16 protein-coding genes and 1 tRNA gene are annotated in these 16,373 nt (G+C 68.3%); 10 read left to right on the top strand and 7 right to left on the bottom strand.

Annotation, left to right across the window (positions count from 1 at the left end):
- Window positions 1-99: 99 nt before the first annotated feature.
- The 7 genes from AACL56_RS03205 to fahA are packed head-to-tail and all read left to right on the top strand — an operon-like array spanning window position 100 to window position 6,402.
- Entirely contained in the window at window positions 100-861 is a 762-nt protein-coding gene (locus AACL56_RS03205) for a TetR/AcrR family transcriptional regulator (protein ID WP_339088391.1), read from the top strand.
- Window positions 858-1,805 carry an ABC transporter substrate-binding protein gene (locus AACL56_RS03200; RefSeq protein ID WP_339088390.1) on the top strand — a complete coding sequence of 316 codons (948 nt, stop codon included), beginning with the start codon at window positions 858-860 and terminating at the stop codon, window positions 1,803-1,805. Before AACL56_RS03205 ends, AACL56_RS03200 begins: the two co-directional genes overlap by 4 nt.
- Window positions 1,802-2,659, top strand: coding sequence for an ABC transporter ATP-binding protein (locus AACL56_RS03195; RefSeq protein WP_339088389.1), 858 nt, complete (start codon window positions 1,802-1,804; stop codon window positions 2,657-2,659). Before AACL56_RS03200 ends, AACL56_RS03195 begins: the two co-directional genes overlap by 4 nt.
- A complete protein-coding gene (locus tag AACL56_RS03190) occupies window positions 2,652-3,422 on the top strand; it encodes an ABC transporter permease (RefSeq protein WP_339088388.1) in 771 nt (256 codons plus the stop codon). The genes AACL56_RS03195 and AACL56_RS03190 overlap by 8 nt, the downstream gene beginning before the upstream one ends.
- Window positions 3,419-4,210, top strand: a complete 792-nt coding sequence (locus AACL56_RS03185) for an ABC transporter permease (protein ID WP_339088387.1) — start codon at window positions 3,419-3,421, stop codon at window positions 4,208-4,210. The genes AACL56_RS03190 and AACL56_RS03185 overlap by 4 nt, the downstream gene beginning before the upstream one ends.
- A gap of 48 nt (window positions 4,211-4,258) precedes the next feature.
- Entirely contained in the window at window positions 4,259-5,065 is an 807-nt protein-coding gene (locus AACL56_RS03180) for a cyclase family protein (protein ID WP_339088386.1), read from the top strand.
- 11 nt (window positions 5,066-5,076) lie between these two features.
- A complete protein-coding gene (gene fahA / locus AACL56_RS03175; RefSeq protein ID WP_339088385.1) occupies window positions 5,077-6,402 on the top strand; it encodes a fumarylacetoacetase in 1,326 nt (441 codons plus the stop codon).
- A gap of 54 nt (window positions 6,403-6,456) precedes the next feature.
- Here fahA and AACL56_RS03170 read toward each other — a convergent pair.
- From AACL56_RS03170 to AACL56_RS03160, 3 genes are all read right to left on the bottom strand, one after another.
- Window positions 6,457-6,532, bottom strand: a tRNA-Gly gene (locus tag AACL56_RS03170).
- A 63-nt stretch (window positions 6,533-6,595) separates the two neighbouring features.
- Window positions 6,596-7,498 (bottom strand): NAD(P)/FAD-dependent oxidoreductase, encoded by a 903-nt coding sequence (locus AACL56_RS03165; protein WP_339088384.1) that lies wholly within the window; start codon window positions 7,496-7,498, stop codon window positions 6,596-6,598.
- Window positions 7,488-7,949 carry an RrF2 family transcriptional regulator gene (locus tag AACL56_RS03160; RefSeq protein ID WP_093134547.1) on the bottom strand — a complete coding sequence of 154 codons (462 nt, stop codon included), beginning with the start codon at window positions 7,947-7,949 and terminating at the stop codon, window positions 7,488-7,490. The genes AACL56_RS03165 and AACL56_RS03160 overlap by 11 nt, the downstream gene beginning before the upstream one ends.
- 105 nt (window positions 7,950-8,054) lie before the next feature.
- On the opposite strand from AACL56_RS03160, the gene AACL56_RS03155 reads away from it, so the two are divergent.
- The 3 genes from AACL56_RS03155 to AACL56_RS03145 all read left to right on the top strand — a co-directional run bounded on the left by AACL56_RS03155 (window position 8,055) and on the right by AACL56_RS03145 (window position 11,036).
- The gene (locus AACL56_RS03155; protein WP_339088383.1) at window positions 8,055-9,266 is read left to right on the top strand and encodes an AraC family transcriptional regulator; all 1,212 of its coding nucleotides are present in this window, start codon (window positions 8,055-8,057) and stop codon (window positions 9,264-9,266) included.
- Window positions 9,267-9,373: 107 nt separating this feature from the next.
- Window positions 9,374-10,444 carry an alpha/beta hydrolase family protein gene (locus tag AACL56_RS03150; RefSeq protein WP_339088382.1) on the top strand — a complete coding sequence of 357 codons (1,071 nt, stop codon included), beginning with the start codon at window positions 9,374-9,376 and terminating at the stop codon, window positions 10,442-10,444.
- 157 nt (window positions 10,445-10,601) lie between these two features.
- Entirely contained in the window at window positions 10,602-11,036 is a 435-nt protein-coding gene (locus AACL56_RS03145) for an adhesin (RefSeq protein WP_339088381.1), read from the top strand.
- Between the two features lie 73 nt (window positions 11,037-11,109).
- On the opposite strand, the gene AACL56_RS03140 is transcribed toward AACL56_RS03145, so the two are convergent.
- The 4 genes from AACL56_RS03140 to boxC all read right to left on the bottom strand — a co-directional run bounded on the left by AACL56_RS03140 (window position 11,110) and on the right by boxC (window position 16,231).
- On the bottom strand, window positions 11,110-11,553 hold the full coding sequence (locus tag AACL56_RS03140; RefSeq protein ID WP_339088380.1) for a MaoC family dehydratase: 444 nt from the start codon (window positions 11,551-11,553) through the stop codon (window positions 11,110-11,112).
- A 10-nt stretch (window positions 11,554-11,563) separates the two neighbouring features.
- Window positions 11,564-12,856 (bottom strand): benzoyl-CoA 2,3-epoxidase subunit BoxA, encoded by a 1,293-nt coding sequence (gene boxA / locus AACL56_RS03135; RefSeq protein WP_339088378.1) that lies wholly within the window; start codon window positions 12,854-12,856, stop codon window positions 11,564-11,566.
- 135 nt (window positions 12,857-12,991) lie between these two features.
- Window positions 12,992-14,419 (bottom strand): benzoyl-CoA 2,3-epoxidase subunit BoxB, encoded by a 1,428-nt coding sequence (gene boxB, locus AACL56_RS03130; RefSeq protein WP_339088376.1) that lies wholly within the window; start codon window positions 14,417-14,419, stop codon window positions 12,992-12,994.
- Window positions 14,420-14,554: 135 nt separating this feature from the next.
- Window positions 14,555-16,231, bottom strand: coding sequence for a 2,3-epoxybenzoyl-CoA dihydrolase (boxC, locus tag AACL56_RS03125; RefSeq protein WP_339088375.1), 1,677 nt, complete (start codon window positions 16,229-16,231; stop codon window positions 14,555-14,557).
- Window positions 16,232-16,373: the final 142 nt, after the last annotated feature.

Genomic DNA, 16,373 nt, shown 5'->3' with positions numbered 1-16,373 from the left:
GCACGAGCGTAGCGCCGCGAACGACCGTGCTCAATGAGGGTTGACCTCAGGGTTTGTACGCGTGTTCAATGTTTTTGTACATGCGTTCAATACGCCTCGATGAGCACCCGCACACCTCCCGTCCGGCGCAGCCCCTCGCGCGCCGCGGCGCCCTCTCCCGACGCAGTCGCCATCGAGACTGCACGACCCGACCGGAAGCAGGCGATCCTGCTGGCCGCCGAAAAGCTCTTTGCGCAGCACGGCTACCACGCGGTGACGATCCGCCAGATCGCCGAGGAAGCCGGCGTGCCGCTCGCGCTGGTGGGCTACTACTACGGCGCGAAGCACGAGCTGTTCCATGCGATCTTCGAGCACTGGGGCCACACCATCGACGAGCGGCTCGCCGGCCTGGCCGCAGTGGACAACGACCCCGACGACCCGCGCACGCTGCCGCGCATCATCGAAGCCTTCACCGCGCCCGTGCTGGCGCTGCGCGCGAGCGCCGAGGGCGAGTACTACGCGCTGCTGGTGGCGCGCGAGCTGTACCACGCCACCGAGGAAGCCGACCGTGTGCTGCGCAGCTACTTCGACCCGCTGGCCGAGGCCTACATCGACGCGCTGCACATCGCGCTGCCGCATGCCACGCGCAGCCAGGCCGCCTGGGGCTACCAGTTCGCGCTGGGCTCGCTGCTGCACCACCTGAACGACAGCCGCATCGAGCGCCTCTCGCGCGGCGAGAACACGCGTGCCGACCCGGCCGTGGCACCGATGCTGGTGAGCTTCATCGTCGGCGGGCTGCGCGCCGCGCTGCCTCGCCCCCGGGCGCCGAAGCCGGCCGGGTCCCCACGCACAAGAACCACTCCACGGAGACAGAAGACATGACGAAGACTCCCACGATGAAACGGCGCACCCTGCTCTCGGCGCTGGCTGCCACGGCGCTGCCCGCGTTCGCGCAGGCCAACCCGAAGATCGTGTTCGGCTACACCGCCGTCACCGACTTCGCCTCCGTGTTCGTGGCGGCCGAGGAGGGGTACTTCAAGAAACGCAACCTCGACGTCGAGCTGAAGTTCATTCCGCTGAACTCGACGATCCCGGCGGCGCTGCAATCCGACTCGCTGCAGATCGGCGGGCCCACGCCCTCGGTGTTCCTGCAGGCGGTGGACGGCGGCCTCGACCTGGTGCTGGTGGCCGGCGGCGGACTCACCTCGAAGACCATCACCGGCTTCGGGCTGGTGGCGCGCGCGGGCTCGGGCATCAAGGGTCCGCAGGACTGCGTCGGCAAGAAGATCGGCGTGCCCGGGCTGGGTGCCTTCCTGCACGTGACCTTCCGCGCCTGGTTGAAGGACAGCGGCGTCGACTACCGCAAGGTGAACTTCGTCGAGGCGGCGTTCCCTCAGCATGCCGACCTGCTGCGCGGCGGCTCGGTCGACGCGGTGGTGTCTGCCGACCCGTTCATGAGCCGCATCACCGAGAGCGGGGCCGGCTACGTGGCTTCGTACTACTCGACCTTCCTGCCCGAGAACAACCAGACCATCGTGCACGCTGCCAAGCGCGAGTGGGTGGCGAAGAACCCGGCGGCCGCGCGCGCCTTCCGCGAAGCGCTGGTGGAGTCGGGCGCGTTCATGCAGCAGGCAAGGAACGACGCCAGGGTGCGCGCCGCCATCGGCAAATACATCAAGCTGCCGCCCGAGGTGCTGGCGAAGGTGCAGGTGTCGCCCCCCGGCCCGGTGGTGACCGAGAAGCAGCTGGCGTACTGGACCGGGCTGATGAAGGAGCAGGACATGCTCAAGACGAACATCGACGTGGCGAAGCTGGTGGCGAAGTGATTGCAGCCCCTGCCCCTGTCACGGCGCGCGCCGCGTTGCCGGCGAACGCCTCGCATCCGGGCCGCCACGCGACGATGCAGGACTCGCCTTTCCTGCGCTTCGACGGCGTGACCATCCGCCTGGGCGGCCGCGAGATCCTGTCGCCCACTTCGTTCGACGTGACGCGCGGCGAGTTCGTCTGCATCGTGGGCCCGAGCGGCTGCGGCAAGACCACCTTGCTGCGCGCGGCCAGCGGCCTCGTCAGGGCCAGCGAGGGCGAGGTGCGGCGCAACGGGGTGAAGATGACCGAGCCTTCGCGCGAGGTGGCTTTCGTGTTCCAGGACTACGGCCGCGCGCTGCTGCCCTGGCGCACGGTGGAAGGCAACGTGAGCCTGGCGCTCGAGGCGGCCGGCGTGCCGGCCGCGCAGCGCGCGCACCGCATCGCCGACGTACTGGGAAAGGTCGGCCTCGCGAAGCACGCGCACAAGTTTCCGGTGCAGCTGTCGGGCGGCATGCAGCAACGTGCGCAGATTGCGCGCTGCCTCGCGCAGAAGCCTGAGCTCATGATGATGGACGAGCCCTTCGGCGCGCTCGATGCGCTCACGCGCCAGAGCCTGCAGGACGAACTCGCGCGGCTGGTGCGCGACGACGGGCTCACGGTGCTGTTCGTCACGCACGACCTCGAAGAAGCCATCTACCTCGGCGACCGCGTGATCGCGCTGCAGGCCAACCCCGGCCCGGGCCGGCCGAGCCTCGCGCGGATGATCGACGTGAAGATCCCGCGGCCGCGAAACCAGTTGACGACCAAGGAGCATCCTGAGTACCTGCAGCTGCGGCGCGAGCTCTTCGCCTTCATCGAGCAGGGCCATGACTGATCACCGGCTCCTTCGCTGGCTGCGGCCCTGGGTGTTCCCCGCGGCGCTGGTGGGCGTGTTCGAGTGGTATGCGCGGCGCGCATCGGCCCTGGGCAGCGATGCGCTCGCACCGCCGAGCGCGGCCGCCAGGGCCTTCGTGGGCGCGGCAATGGACGGCTCGCTCTGGCAGGCCACCGGCTTCACGCTGGGCACCGCCGCACTCGGGCTGTTGCTGGGTGCACTGCTCGGCATCGCGCTGGGCGTGGTGCTCGGCCTGTCGCGTCGGGCCGCGCAGCTCGGGTCGATGTCGATCGAGGTGCTGCGTCCCGTGCCTTCGGTGGCGCTGATCCCGCTGGCGATGCTGGGCTTCGGCTTCGGCGTGCGCATGGAACTGGCCATCGTCGCCTTCGCCACCTTCTGGCCGCTGCTGGTGCTGGTGCAGTCGGCAGTCCAGCAGGTCGAGCCCCGGCTGCTCGAGGTGAGCCGCGTGCTGGGGCTTTCGGCGCGCGAGCGTGCCTTCAAGATCGTGCTGCCGGCCATCGTGCCGCGCCTGTTCGTCGCGCTGCGGCTGGGCGTGGCGGTGGCGCTGGTGGTGGCGGTGACGGTGGAGATCGCGGCCAATCCGAACGGCATGGGCTACGCGATGATGATCGCGCAGCAGAGCTTCGACCCCGCGCTGATGCTCGCGTGGCTGGGGTGGATCGGCGTGGTGGGCTTTGCGGTCAACGCGGTCATGCTGCAGCTGCAACGCATGGTGTCGCGACGCATGGGGGTGCAGCCATGAACCGCGGCGATGAACGCGCGGCGATGAACCGGCTCGGCTCGCTGGGCGTGCTGCTGGCGCTCATCGCGTTGTGGTGGGTGGCGAGCAATGCGGGCTGGGTGAGCCGTGTGTTCCTGCCGACGCCGCAGGCGACGTTCGCGAGCCTGCTCGAAGGACTCAATCTCGCCGGCAGCAGCGGCAACGGCGAATTGCTCGCCTTCACGCAGGCCACGGTGGGCCGCATGGTCGAAGGCTGGCTGCTGGCGTCGCTGTTCGGCGCGCTGCTGGGCGCGGCCATCGGCGTGTCGCCCTCGGTGCGCGCATGGGTACAACCGACGCTGGAGTTCATCCGTCCGCTGCCCGCTTCGGCGCTGCTGCCACTGGCCATCTCGATCTTCGGCCTGAACCCCGGCATGGTGCTGTTCGTGGTGGCCTTCGGCGCCATGTGGCCGGTGCTGCTGGCCACGGTGCACGGCTTCGCGGCCGTGGAGCCGCGCCTGTCGGAAGTGGCGCGCTGCCTGCAGATGTCGCGCACCGCCTACATCTTCAAGATGGGCCTGCCCAACGCCATGCCCGACATCCTCGCGGGCATGCGGCTCGCGCTGACCATCGCGCTCATCGTGGCGGTGGTGGGCGAAATGATCGCCTCGCAGACCGGCCTGGGCCAGGCCATCCTGCTGGCCGCGCGCGCCTTCCGCGCCAGCGAACTGTTCGCCGGCATCGTGCTGCTCGGGCTCATCGGCTTCGCGAGCAATGCACTGCTGGCCTTCGCCGAGAAGCGGTTGCTGCGCTGGCAGCAGCCCGATTGATGCCCGAGTCCTTCTTCTTCCAACACGAACACCCACAAGGAGCCCCGCATGCCACGCAGATTCGTCGACCTGTCGATCTTCCTGGAGAACGACGTGATGTCCGACCCGCCGGCCTTCGCGCCGAAGATCCAGTACTTCACGCACGAGCAGACCTACGAGCAGATCGAGCCCTTCTTTCCCGGGCTGAAGAAGGAGGACCTGCCCGACGGCGAAGGTTGGGCCGTGGAGCTGGTGCAGCTGTCGACGCACAACGGCACGCACCTCGACGCGCCCTATCACTTCCACTCGACCATGGACAAGGCGCTGGGCGAGAAGAAGCCCGCCATCGCCATCCACGACGTGCCGCTCGAGTGGTGCTTCCAGCCGGGCGTGAAGCTCGACTTCCGCCATTTCGCGGACGGCTACGTGGTGACGGCTTCCGACGTAGAGGCCGAGCTGAACCGCATCGGCCACGTGCTGAGCCCGCTGGAGATCGTGGTGGTCAACACGCGCGCCGGCTCGCGCTACGGCAACGCCGACTACGTATCGGCCGGCGCCGGCATGGGCTATGAAGCGACGATGTACCTGCTGGAGCGCGGCGTGCGCCTGACGGGCACCGACGCCTGGAGCTGGGACGCGCCCTTCGTGCACACGGCGAAGAAATACGGCGAGACGCAGGACGCCTCGCTCATCTGGGAAGGCCACAAGGCCGGCCGCGACATCGGCTACTGCCACATCGAGAAGCTGCACAACCTCGAGGCGCTGCCGCCCACTGGCTTCTTCATCAGCTGCTTTCCGCACAAGATCCGCGGCGCGTCGGCGGGGTGGACGCGCGCGGTCGCGATCTTCGACGATGCGTTGATGGCTTCGGTGTGAGGACCGGTCCCATGAGCATCACCCTCGATCACACGCACGACGCTCACGCGCGCAGCTGGGTCGAATCGGCGAACGCGGCCGGCGTCGACTTTCCGATCCAGAACCTGCCGCATGCGGTGTTCCGCCGCGCGGACAGCGGCGAGGCGTTCCGCGGCGGTGTCGCCATCGGCGACCAGGTGCTCGACCTGGCGGCGCTGGCCGGCCGGCAGCAGCTCGAAGGTCTTGCGCTGGACGCGGCACGCGCCGCGTCGCTGCCGGCGCTGAACGACTTCTTCGCGCTCGGCGGCGGTGCATGGAAAGCGCTGCGCCACGCGCTGTTCGACCTGCTCGGACACGACGCGCCCGCGGCCACCGCACAGGCCGTACGCGAATGCCTGGTGCCGCAGACCGACGTCGAATACACCGTGCCCGCGCGCATCGGCGACTACACCGACTTCTATACCTCGATCGACCATGCGCTGAACATCAGCCGCCTGATGAACCCGGATGGCGACGTGACGCCGAACTTCCGCTGGATTCCAACCGCGTACCACGGGCGCGTGTCGACCATCGGCGTGAGCGGCCAGCGGTTCCACCGGCCGATGGGCCAGGCCATGGCCCCAGGTGCGAAGGCGCCGACCTGCCAGGCCTGCGCGAGGCTCGACTACGAACTGGAGCTGGGCGTGTGGATCGGTACCGGCAATGCGCAGGGCGAGCCGATTCCGCTCGAGAGCGCGGGCGAGCACATCTTCGGCATCTGCCTGCTCAACGACTGGTCGGCGCGAGACATCCAGTTCTGGGAGATGGCGCCGCTCGGGCCTTTCCTTGCGAAGAACTTCGCGACCACGATCTCGCCGTGGATCGTGACGATGGAGGCGCTGGCACCCTACAGGCAGCCGTGGACACGCCACGCGAACGATCCGCAACCGCTGGCGTACCTCGAAGATGCGGGCAACCGCGAGAGCGGCGCGCTCGACATCCGGCTGGAGGTGTGGCTCGAGAGCGAGAAGGCACGCAAGGAACAGAGCGGGCCATCGCGCCTGTCGTCCACCAGCTTCCGGCACCAGTACTGGAGCGTGGCGCAGATGGTTGCGCACCACACCATGGGCGGATGCCGCCTGAACCCGGGCGACCTGTTCGGCAGCGGCACGATTTCAGGACCCGGCCCGGGCGAGGCCGGCGCGATCATCGAGCTGACGCGCGCGGCGCAAAGCCCGGTCACGCTGGCCAACGGTGAACAGCGCGGATTCCTTGAAGACGGTGATGCGGTGCTGCTGCGCGGCTGGTGCGAGAAGCCGGGGCATGCACGCATCGGCTTCGGGGAAAGCCGCGGAACGGTGTTGCCGGCGCGGGGTTGATTCGCAGCACCAATGAAAAAGGCCACCTTTTTGAGGTGGCCTTTTTGCGCGATCTGGAGCGGGAAAAGAGTCTCGAACTCTCGACCTCAACCTTGGCAAGGTTGCGCTCTACCAACTGAGCTATTCCCGCGTGAGCCTCAGATTATAGGGTGCTTTGAGTCCACTTTCCAGGACTGGGCAAAAAAATTTCAGATCAGGTGCCGAACACCAGCGAACGGTGGATCGACACGCCGGCCATCAAGCCGTCCGCCGAAGCCAGCGTGGCGTTGGAGAACGCCATCGCAAGATCGCCTGCCGCGTAGACGCCGGGCACCGTGCTCATCTTCATGGCGTCGACGCGCAGCACCGGTCCGAGCGGGCCGTCGTCGAAGGCGCAGCCCAGTTGCTCGGCCAGCGGACTGGCCGGTCGCGTGTGCGGCGCGACGAACAGCGCGTCGACCGCCACGAGCCGGCCATCGTCGATGCGCACGCCAGCCAGCGCCGTCCCTTCGCCCTCCAGCCCGGCGATGCGTCCCGGCTCGATGGTCACGCCGCGTGCCTGCAGCCTGGCGCGCACCTCGGCATCGGGACCTTCGACATCGTTGAGGAAGAGCGTGGTCGGACCCCATTCGGCGATGAGTTGCGCGTGGTCCGGCGGCCCGCCGCGATGAAAGAGCAGGCCCAGCCTGCGATCGCCGAACTCGTAGCCGTGGCAATAAGGGCAGTGCAGCACGCTCTTGCCCCAGCGCTCGCCGATGCCTCGGATGTCGGGCAGGCCGTCCTGAACGCCGAACGCCAGCAGCAGCTTTCGGGCAGAGAGCCGGTCACCGTTGTCCAGCGACACCGTGAATCCTTCGTCCCCGTCGGCCTCCGCGGTGGCCGCCTTGCCCGCGACGAACTCGACCGACGGGTACGCAAGCAGCTTGTCCCGCGCGCCGGCCACCATCTTCAGCGGCGGCATGCCATCCTGTCCGAAGAAGCCGTGCGACGCCGCGGCGAAGCGGTTGCGAGGCGCGCCCGCATCGACGACGCACACCTTGCGTCGCGCGCGGGCAAGCTGCATCGCAGCGGAAAGGCCGGCAAAGCTGCCGCCCACGACCAGAACGTCATAGCGCATGTTCAATGTCCTTCAGTGTGAAACCGCCGCCCGTCATGCGGCGATGAAAGTCTTTGGAAAGATCGGCCAGCGTGATGCTGTTGAAACGCCGCAGCAGCAGCGCCTCGGCCTCCTCGCAGACGCCGTCGAGCGCAGCGTTCACCGCCTGCTCGACGATGCAGCCCGGGCTCTCGGTGCGGTTGCCCATGGCCAGCAGCGCAGGCGCGCCAACGGCGTTGTGGATGTCGCCCAGCGTCACCGCCGCCAGCGAGCACGACAGCACCCAGCCCCCGCCGTGGCCCTTGGCCGATGTGACGAAGCCCGCCTGCCGCAAGCCGGCCATGACGCGGCGCACGACAACCGGGTTGGTGTGCATCGCCGCCGCGAGCGACTCCGAAGTGACGGGCCCGTCCATCTCGGCCATGTGCAGCAGCACGTGGAGAACGCCGGAAAGCTTGCTGTCTCTTTTCATGCAACATTATGAGTTGCATATCTTTTCCGTGGCACGCCGCAGGGTCTTTGCGCTCGCGCACGGGCTTCGCGCTGCCGTGGCACCCGTAAGAGAATCGCGCCTGCGATGACGACCGACCCGACCGCCCTGCTCGATGCCGCCCTGCGCGGCGTGCTGCTCGCGTTGCTGCTCGTGCTGGCATCGGTGTTCGGGCGAGACCGCCCTCGCCTGCCGGTGGCGCGGACGGGCGCGCTGCTCGCGCTCGGCCTGTGCGTGCAGGTCATCGGCGCTACGCCGCTGTTCGAAGCGTTCGTGCCGCGCGGGTGGCAGGCACCCTTCGTCGCTGTGTCCGTCGGCAACGCGGTGCTGTTCTGGGTGTTCGTGCAGGCCTTGTTCGATGACGACTTCGTGCTGCACAACCGGCATGCAGCCGCCTGGTTCGCGGTGGCAGCGGTGGCGGCGCTCAACTGCGCGGTGGTCGCGGGCAGCGCCTCGGTGCTCGCGCCGGTGACGATGGGCGTGCAGCGTGCGGTGCCGCTGGTGTTCGCGGTGCTGGCCGCGATGGCGGCGGCTTCGCAGTGGCGTGCGGACCTGGTGGAGGGGCGCCGCCGGCTGCGCATGTTCGTCGTGGTGGGCGGCGTCGGCTACAGCGTCGGGATGCTGCTCGTCCGTCTGGGCTCGCCGCGCGGACGGTTGTCGAGCCTCTCGGCAACCGTGGACGTGGCGGTCTTGCTCGCGATCGTCGCGCCGGTGGCGTGGCGCATGCTGCGGCTGGCGGGGTCGGAGCTGTTTCCGACGGCAAAGACGCGGGCAGCGATTCCGGCGGTGTCACCGGACACTGCGCAAGAAATTCGGGCGCAGGCGCAGGAAGAGGCCGCCAGGGCTGTCTTGGCTGAAGCGCCACGCCCCGTGCTGGAGCCTCTTCCACCATCGCATCCAATCCTCGAAGCAGAAATCGCGGCGCCCCAGCCCGCCTCCGACCCCGCCGAAGACCGCCTCGCCGATTCCCTGCAACATGCGATGGCGGTCGAGCATGCCTACCGCAGCGAAGACCTGAGCATCGCCAGCCTCGCCGCACGGCTGTCCGTGCCCGAATACCGGCTGCGCCGCGTCATCAACCAGCGGCTGGGCCATCGCAACTTCAACGCGTTCGTCAACGGCTTCCGGCTGGCCGAGACCATGTCGGCGCTGGCCGATCCGTCGAAACGCGGCGTGCCGGTGCTGACCATCGCGCTGACCGCCGGCTTCCAGTCGATCGGTCCGTTCAACCGCGCCTTCAAGGCCGCGACGGGCCTCACACCCACCGAATTCCGCAGGCAGAAGCTGGCCGAATCCTGAAATCTCTTGCCGAAAGCCGCACTTGCGGTTTTCGGCAAGACGCGGCCGGTACCGCGCGGCATCGTGCGCATCGCCGGGGGCGTGGGCCCCCGATGACAAGGAACGCGATGCAACGAAAACGCCTGTATTTCTTCATCTCCGTGCTGGTGCTGTGGTCCGGCGCGGTCCGCGCCGCGATGGGGCTCGCCGAGATCCCCGCCGCTGGCGGCGACGGCCCAGTCACGGTGTTCTATCCGAGCGATGCACCTTCGCAGCCGACGGCGCGCGCCCGCTTCACGCTCGACGTGGCCAAGCAGGGCACGCCAGTGCGCGGCAACGGACGGTTGGTCGTGGTCTCGCACGGCTCGGGCGGCGCGCCGTGGGTGCATGCGGACCTGGCGCGCAGCCTGGTCGATGCGGGGTTCATCGTCGCCATGCCGGAGCACAAGGCCGACAACTACAAGGACGACGGCAACCCCGGCCCGGACAGCTGGACGCTGCGTCCGGCCGAAGTGTCGCGGGCCATCGACGCGGTCGGCCGCGACCCGCGCTTCGCGCCGCTGCTGCAGCTCGACAAGGTGGGCATGTACGGGATGTCGGCGGGCGGCCACACCGCCCTGAGCCTCGCGGGCGGGCGCTGGTCGCCGGCCGGCTTCATGCGGCATTGCGAGGCGAACCTGGTGGACGATTTCCAGTCCTGCGTCGGGCTCATCACGCGGCTGACCGGCGGCCCCTTCGACGGCCTCAGGAAATGGGGCGCGCTGTTCGTCATCCGCCACCGCTTCGCCGACGCGACCTGGCGCACGCACACCGATCCGCGCATCGCCGCCATCGTGGCGGGCGTGCCTTCGGCGGCAGATTTCGAGATGGCGTCGCTGGCATCGCCGCGCGTGCCGCTGGGCCTGATCACCGCGCAGCAGGACCACTGGCTGATCCCGCGCTTTCACAGCGACCGCGTGCTCGCGGCCTGTCTGCCGCGCTGCGAACTGATCGCCGACATGCCTTCGGGCGGACACGGCGCACTGCTTTCACCGCCTCCCCCGGGGCTCACCGGCCTGATCGGCGACATGCTCAATGATCCGCCGGACTTCGACCGCGCGGGCGTCCTGCCCGAGGTGAACCGCAGGACGACGGCCTTCTTCGGAGCGCATCTGCTGCCGCTGCTGCCGTTTCCGCCACCCGCGACATCGGCGCCCTAACGTACGGGCACCCGGTTTCGCCGACAGCCGAGTCCGACACGCGCGGGCGACGGCGGCGCACATGGCGACAGACGACGGCCCGGCCATGGTTGCACCCGGATCGATCGAACCCCGGTCGATCCGTATCGTGACCATGCTACGAAAGGAACAGTCACCCATGAAGCAACAACAACACAACCGCATCCTCATCGGCGCCGTGCTCGCAGGCCTCCTGGCCATCGGCGGGGCAGCGCAGGCGCAAGGCGCAGGAGTCGGCGTCGGCGTCGGGGTCAATGCCGACGTGAACGCATCGGGCGCCGGTACGCGCGGCAATGCAGGTGCTGCGACCGGAGCGAACGCCGCGGCCAACGCCAATGCGGCTGGCGCAACGGGCGGCGCAGGCAATGCGGTCGGCGGCGTGCTGGGCGGTGCCACGGGCGCCGTCGGCGGCGCGACCCATGCCGTGGGCGGCGTGACCAACACCGTGGGCAGCACGGTCAACGGAGCGACCGGTGCAGTCGGCTCGGCCGGCAGTGCGGTGAAGGCACCCGCCGCGGGTGTGAACGCCAACGGCAAGGCCCAGGGCTCGGGTGGCGTGAGCCTGTCGAAGTAAGAAGCGGTAGAAAAGCCAAGGCCCGCGACGCCTGTGCGTCGCGGGCCTTTTTATCTTTTCGAAGCGCCGAGACTCAGCCGGGCGGCTTCAGCTTGAACAGGCTGGTCACTTCCACGTCGAGCACCTGCAGCTCGCGCTGGTTGAACAGCTGCCATTGCCAGCGCAGGATGCCCAGCGTGGGGCGCTTCTCCGAGCGACGCACGTCGATCACGCTGGCCACCAGCCGGAGCGCATCGCCGGGACGCACGGGATTGGGCCAGCGCACGCGCTCGAGCCCTGGCGAGGCGAACGATTCGGAACCGGCCAGCACTGCGTCGACCACCAGCCGCATCGCGATGGCGCACGTATGCCAGCCGCTCGCGATGAGCCCGCCGAACGGACTTTCGGCCGCCGCCTCCGCATCGGTGTGGAACCACTGCGGGTCGTAGGCCCGCGCGAACTGCACGAGTTCGGCCTCGGAGAGCACGTAGGGCCCGGCCTCGATGACCTGGCCCGCATGGAAGTCGGCGAACTGCATCCGCCGCAGCCTAGTACGTTTCGAGGTGCAGGCGGCCTTCGCGCTTGAGCGCAGCGCCGATGGTGTCCCAGTCGAGCCCGGCTTCCTTCGCCACGTCGCGCAGCGCCAGCACCACGCCCTCTTCCATGCTCTTCAGGCCGCACACGTAGAAGTGGCTGCTGCCGTCCTTCAACAGCGCGGCCAGGTCGGCGGCGCGCTCGCGCATCATGTCCTGCACGTAGCGCTTGGGCTGACCCGGCGTGCGCGAGAACGCGAGGTTGATGTCGATGAAGTCCTTGGGCAGCGACTGCAGCGGGCCGAAGTAAGGCAGCTCCTGCTGCGTGCGCGCACCGAAGAACAGCATCAGCTTGCCGCCTTCGAACTTGCCGCTCTTGCGCAGCCGGCGTCGCCACTCGGTCATGGCGCGCATGGGTGCGCTGCCGGTGCCGGTGCAGATCATCACGATGTGCGACTTGGGATGGTTCGGCATCAGGAACGACGAGCCGAAGGGGCCCACCACCTGCACCGTGTCGCCCACCTTGAGGTCGCACACGTAGTTCGAACACACGCCGCGCACCGCCTCGCCTTCATGGTCCTCGGTGACGCGCTTCACCGTGAGCGAGACGTTGTTGTAGCCGGGCCGCTCGCCGTTGCGCGGGCTGGCCACCGAGTACTGGCGCGCATGATGGCGCTTGCCGATGGCGTCAACGCCCGGCGGCACGATGCCGATCGACTGGCCCTCGAGCACCGGGAACGGCACCACGCCGAAGTCGAGCACGATGTGGTGGGTCTCGCTGTCGAAGCCCGCCTCGGTGCAGTTGAAGTTGCCCACCACGGTGGCGGTGGTCGGCGTCTTGGGCGGAAAGAGATTCGTGTACGCGTGCGCGGCCGACCAGGGCGGCACGCTGGCGCCGTACTGCGCGGAGTTGAAGGCCGGCTCGACCGAATCGACGGCCGCCTGAGCCTGCGCCTGGGTCTGCGCGGGCACGGCCGCGGCGGGGTCGCCGGCAGCTTCCGCCGACACGCCTGCGGCCTCGAGCTCCTCGGTGGAGAGTTCCTCGGGCAGCGACTCCCAGGTGAACTGCTCCTCGATGGAATACGCGCGCACCAGCGGCATCGTGCGCCAGTTGTCGATGGAGCCCGTCGGGCACGGCGAGATGCAGGCCATGCAGCCGTTGCAGGTGTCGGCACGCACGACGTAGTTGTTGTCGTCGTGCGTGATCGCGTTCACGGGGCAGATGGCCTCGCAGGTGTTGCAGCGGATGCAGATCTCGGGGTCGATCAGGTGCTGCTTGATGACCCCGGCTTCAACGGCCATATCCATCGTGTTTCTCCTTTTTCACCCCGGCCCCATTCGCGAGCACCGCGGAACCGGCTCTGCCGGGCCGCAGGTGCTGCCCCCTGCAAGGGGGTTGGCGAAGCGACACGAAGTGCGCGCAGCCTGGGGGTGTGTCAATTTTCAGCCGAAGCGGACGTACTCGAAATCCACCGGCTGGCGGTTGATGCCCATCACCGGCGGCGAAATCCAGCCGGCGAACTTGCCCGGCTCCACCACGCGGCCCATCAACGATGCCACGAAAGCGAAGTCTTCGGAACTCGGCAGCCATTCGTCGCGCTTGGCGGCCCATTCGATGTCGTTCACCACGCGGCCTTCCGGCGACATCTTGATGCCCGCGAGCGCGCCGATCTGGCGGTTGAAGGCCTTGTGCGGCACGGTCAGACGCGTGGGGATGCCGGCCTTTTCCAGCACCTTGTTCCAGCGGCCGACGCCGGCCACCGAGTCCTTGATGAAGTCGTCGCGCAGCACTTCGTTCAGCGCATTGAGCATCGGCACTTCCTTCTCGACGAGCTGGCCGTCGCGCACTTCCAGCACCTTGTAGGTCTGGCCCTTGAGCACGTGGTCGTCGTCGCGCTTGCCTTCCTCGTAGCGGCCCTTCAGGCCCGAGCTGTAGAAGATGGCGGCGTTGCTCGACTGGTCGGCGCCGAACAGGTCGATGGTCACGCTGTAGTGGAAGTTCAGGTAGCGCTGGATGGTGGCCAGGTCGATGCAGCCGGCGGCGCGCACCTTCTGCGCGTCGTCGGTCTTCAGCTCGTTCATCACCTGCGCAGTGCGGGCGATGACGCGCGACACGCCGCTCTCGCCCACGAACATGTGGTGCGCCTCTTCGGTCAGCATGAACTTCGTGGTGCGCGCCAGCGGATCGAACGCGCTCTCTGCCAGCGCGGCCAGCTGGAACTTGCCGTCGCGGTCGGTGAAGTACGTGAACATGAAGAACGCGAGCCAGTCGGGCGTCTTCTCGTTGAATGCGCCCAGGATGCGCGGGTTGTTGTCGTCGCCCGAGGTGCGCTGCAGCAGCGCGTCGGCTTCTTCGCGGCCGTCGCGGCCGAAGTGCTTCTGCAGCAGGTACACCATGGCCCACAGGTGGCGGCCCTCTTCCACGTTGATCTGGAACAGGTTGCGCAGGTCGTACATGCTGGGCGCGGTCAGGCCCAGGTGGCGCTGCTGCTCGACCGAGGCCGGCTCGGTGTCGCCCTGCGTCACGATGATGCGGCGCAGGTTCGCGCGGTGCTCGCCGGGCACGTCCTGCCAGGCCTTCTCGCCCTTGTGATCGCCGAAGTGGATCTCGCGGTTGGCGTCGCCCGGGTTCAGGAAGATGCCCCAGCGGTAGTCGCGCATCTTCACGTGGCCGAACTGGGCCCAGCCCTGCGGGTCGACGCTCACGGCCGTGCGCAGATACACCTCGTGGTTGGTGGAGCCTTCGGGGCCCACGTCGTCCCACCAGTTGATGAAGTTGGGCTGCCAGCCTTCGAGCGCGCGCTGCAGCGTGCGGTCTTCGCCGAGGTTGACGTTGTTGGGGATCTTCTCGCTGTAGTTGATCGTGCTCATGGCGAAACCTTTATCGAATGGTTGCTGGAGAGATGTCTGTTCAAGAAACGCTGCGGAACCGGCTTTGCGGGGCCGCTGGCGTTGCCCCCTGGAAGGGGGTTGGCGAAGCGACACGAAGTGCGCGAAGCCTGGGGGTCATACCCGATTCAGATCGAAGCCGGCCTTCTGGCCGGTGCCGTAGACCTTCAGGGCACCCTTTTCGCCGACGGCGTTGGGGCGGTTGAAGATCCAGTTCTGCCAGGCCGTGAGCCGGCCGAAGATGCGGGTGGCCATGTTCTCCTTGCTGGCGAAGCGCAGGTTGGCTTCGAGGCCGGTGAGGGCGTCGGGCGACATCGCGGCGCGCTCTTCGATGGCGATGCGGATCTCGTCGTCCCAGTCGATGTCGTCGGGCGCGGCCGTCACCAGGCCGAGCTTCACGGCTTCGTCGGCGTCCAGCGCCTTGCCGGCGGCGGCGCGTGCGGCGTCCAGCGGCGCGGCTTCCTCGTAGAAGCGGCGTTGCAGGCGGCTCTGGTCGTTCACCATCGGGAAGTAGCCGAAGCTGGCGTCGCCCAGCGTGAGCTTCGGTGCGCGGTCGGCGTCGTCGGGCAGCGCCAGCATGTAGGTGCGGTCTGCGGCGAAGGCCAGTTCGGCCAGCGTGCCGGCGAAGCACGAACCGGCCTCCACCAGCGCGAACAGGCTGCGCGAGGACACGTCCAGGCGCGCCAGCGTGCGGCGCAGCGCGCCGATGGTCTCGCGCACCAGCCAGTGGTCCTTGTTGGCGAACATCACGGCGTCCGATGCCAGCACGGCGGCGGCATCGCCCTCGGTCTTCAGCAGCCAGGTGCCGATGTCGAGTTCGTTGGTGCGCAGGTTGAGGATGGCGTCGTCGAGTTCGCGGCACATCGCGAGCGGCCACCAGGCGGCGCCCGCGGCCTCGATGGCGGCCACGTCGCCCGGCTGCGTACCGGTGGGCGCCTTCACGGTGAGGGTGGCGGTGCGCTTGCTGCGGTCGATCTGCACGTTCACGTGCGTGTAGGCGATGCCGTCGGCACTGTCGGTGCGCTCGACGCGGGTCAGCGTCACGCCCTTGCCGTTGGCAGGACGGTCGCTGGCGGCGGCAAGCTGCGAGGCGCGCTCCTGCACGGCGGCAGGGAACTGTGCCGGCTTGGCGACCGCGTCGACCAGGCGCCAGTCGACCGCGCGCTGGCCGCGCACGCCTTCGACGCTGGTGCAGAAGATGTCGGCGAGGTCATGGCGCACGTGGCGCTTGTCGGTCACGCGGGTCAGGCCGCCGGTGCCGGGCAGCACGCCGAGCAGCGGCACTTCGGGCAGCGACACGGCCGAAGAGCGGTCGTCCACCAGCAGGATCTCGTCGCAGGCCAGCGCCAGTTCGTAGCCGCCGCCAGCGCAGGCGCCGTTCACCGCCGCGAGGAACTTCAGGCCCGAGTGCTTCGAGGTGTCCTCGATGCCGTTGCGCGTCTCGTTGGTGAACTTGCAGAAGTTCACCTTCCAGGCATGGCTGGACACACCCAGCATGAAGATGTTGGCGCCCGAGCAGAAGATGCGGTCCTTGCCGCTGGTGACGATCACGCTGCGAACTTCGGGGTGCTCGAAGCGCACGCGGTTGAGTGCGTCGTTCAGCTCGATGTCCACGCCCAGGTCGTAGCTGTTGAGCTTGAGCTTGTAGCCGGGGCGGATGCCGCCGTCTTCCGCGATGTCGAGCACGAGGCGCGCGATGGCGCCGTCGAAGCTCAGCGACCAGTGGCGGTACTGGCCCGGTTCGGTGCGGTAGTCGACGCGCGGGGGCGCCTGGAGCGTGATGGTGTCGGTCATGCGGAAGTCTCCTGTGGGGCTGTGTTCGGAAACCGGGAACAGGAAAGATAGTGCACTTTCTTGCGCCGATGACATGCATCATGCTGCATGCAAACAGGCAAGTCAATGCCTGTTGTGCTTTTTTTCAGATTTCAGCCGAGGC

It is taken from the genome of Variovorax paradoxus, assembly GCF_902712855.1.
Classification (GTDB): domain Bacteria; phylum Pseudomonadota; class Gammaproteobacteria; order Burkholderiales; family Burkholderiaceae_C; genus Variovorax; species Variovorax paradoxus_Q.
This window is presented reverse-complemented; position numbering and strand designations above follow the sequence as displayed.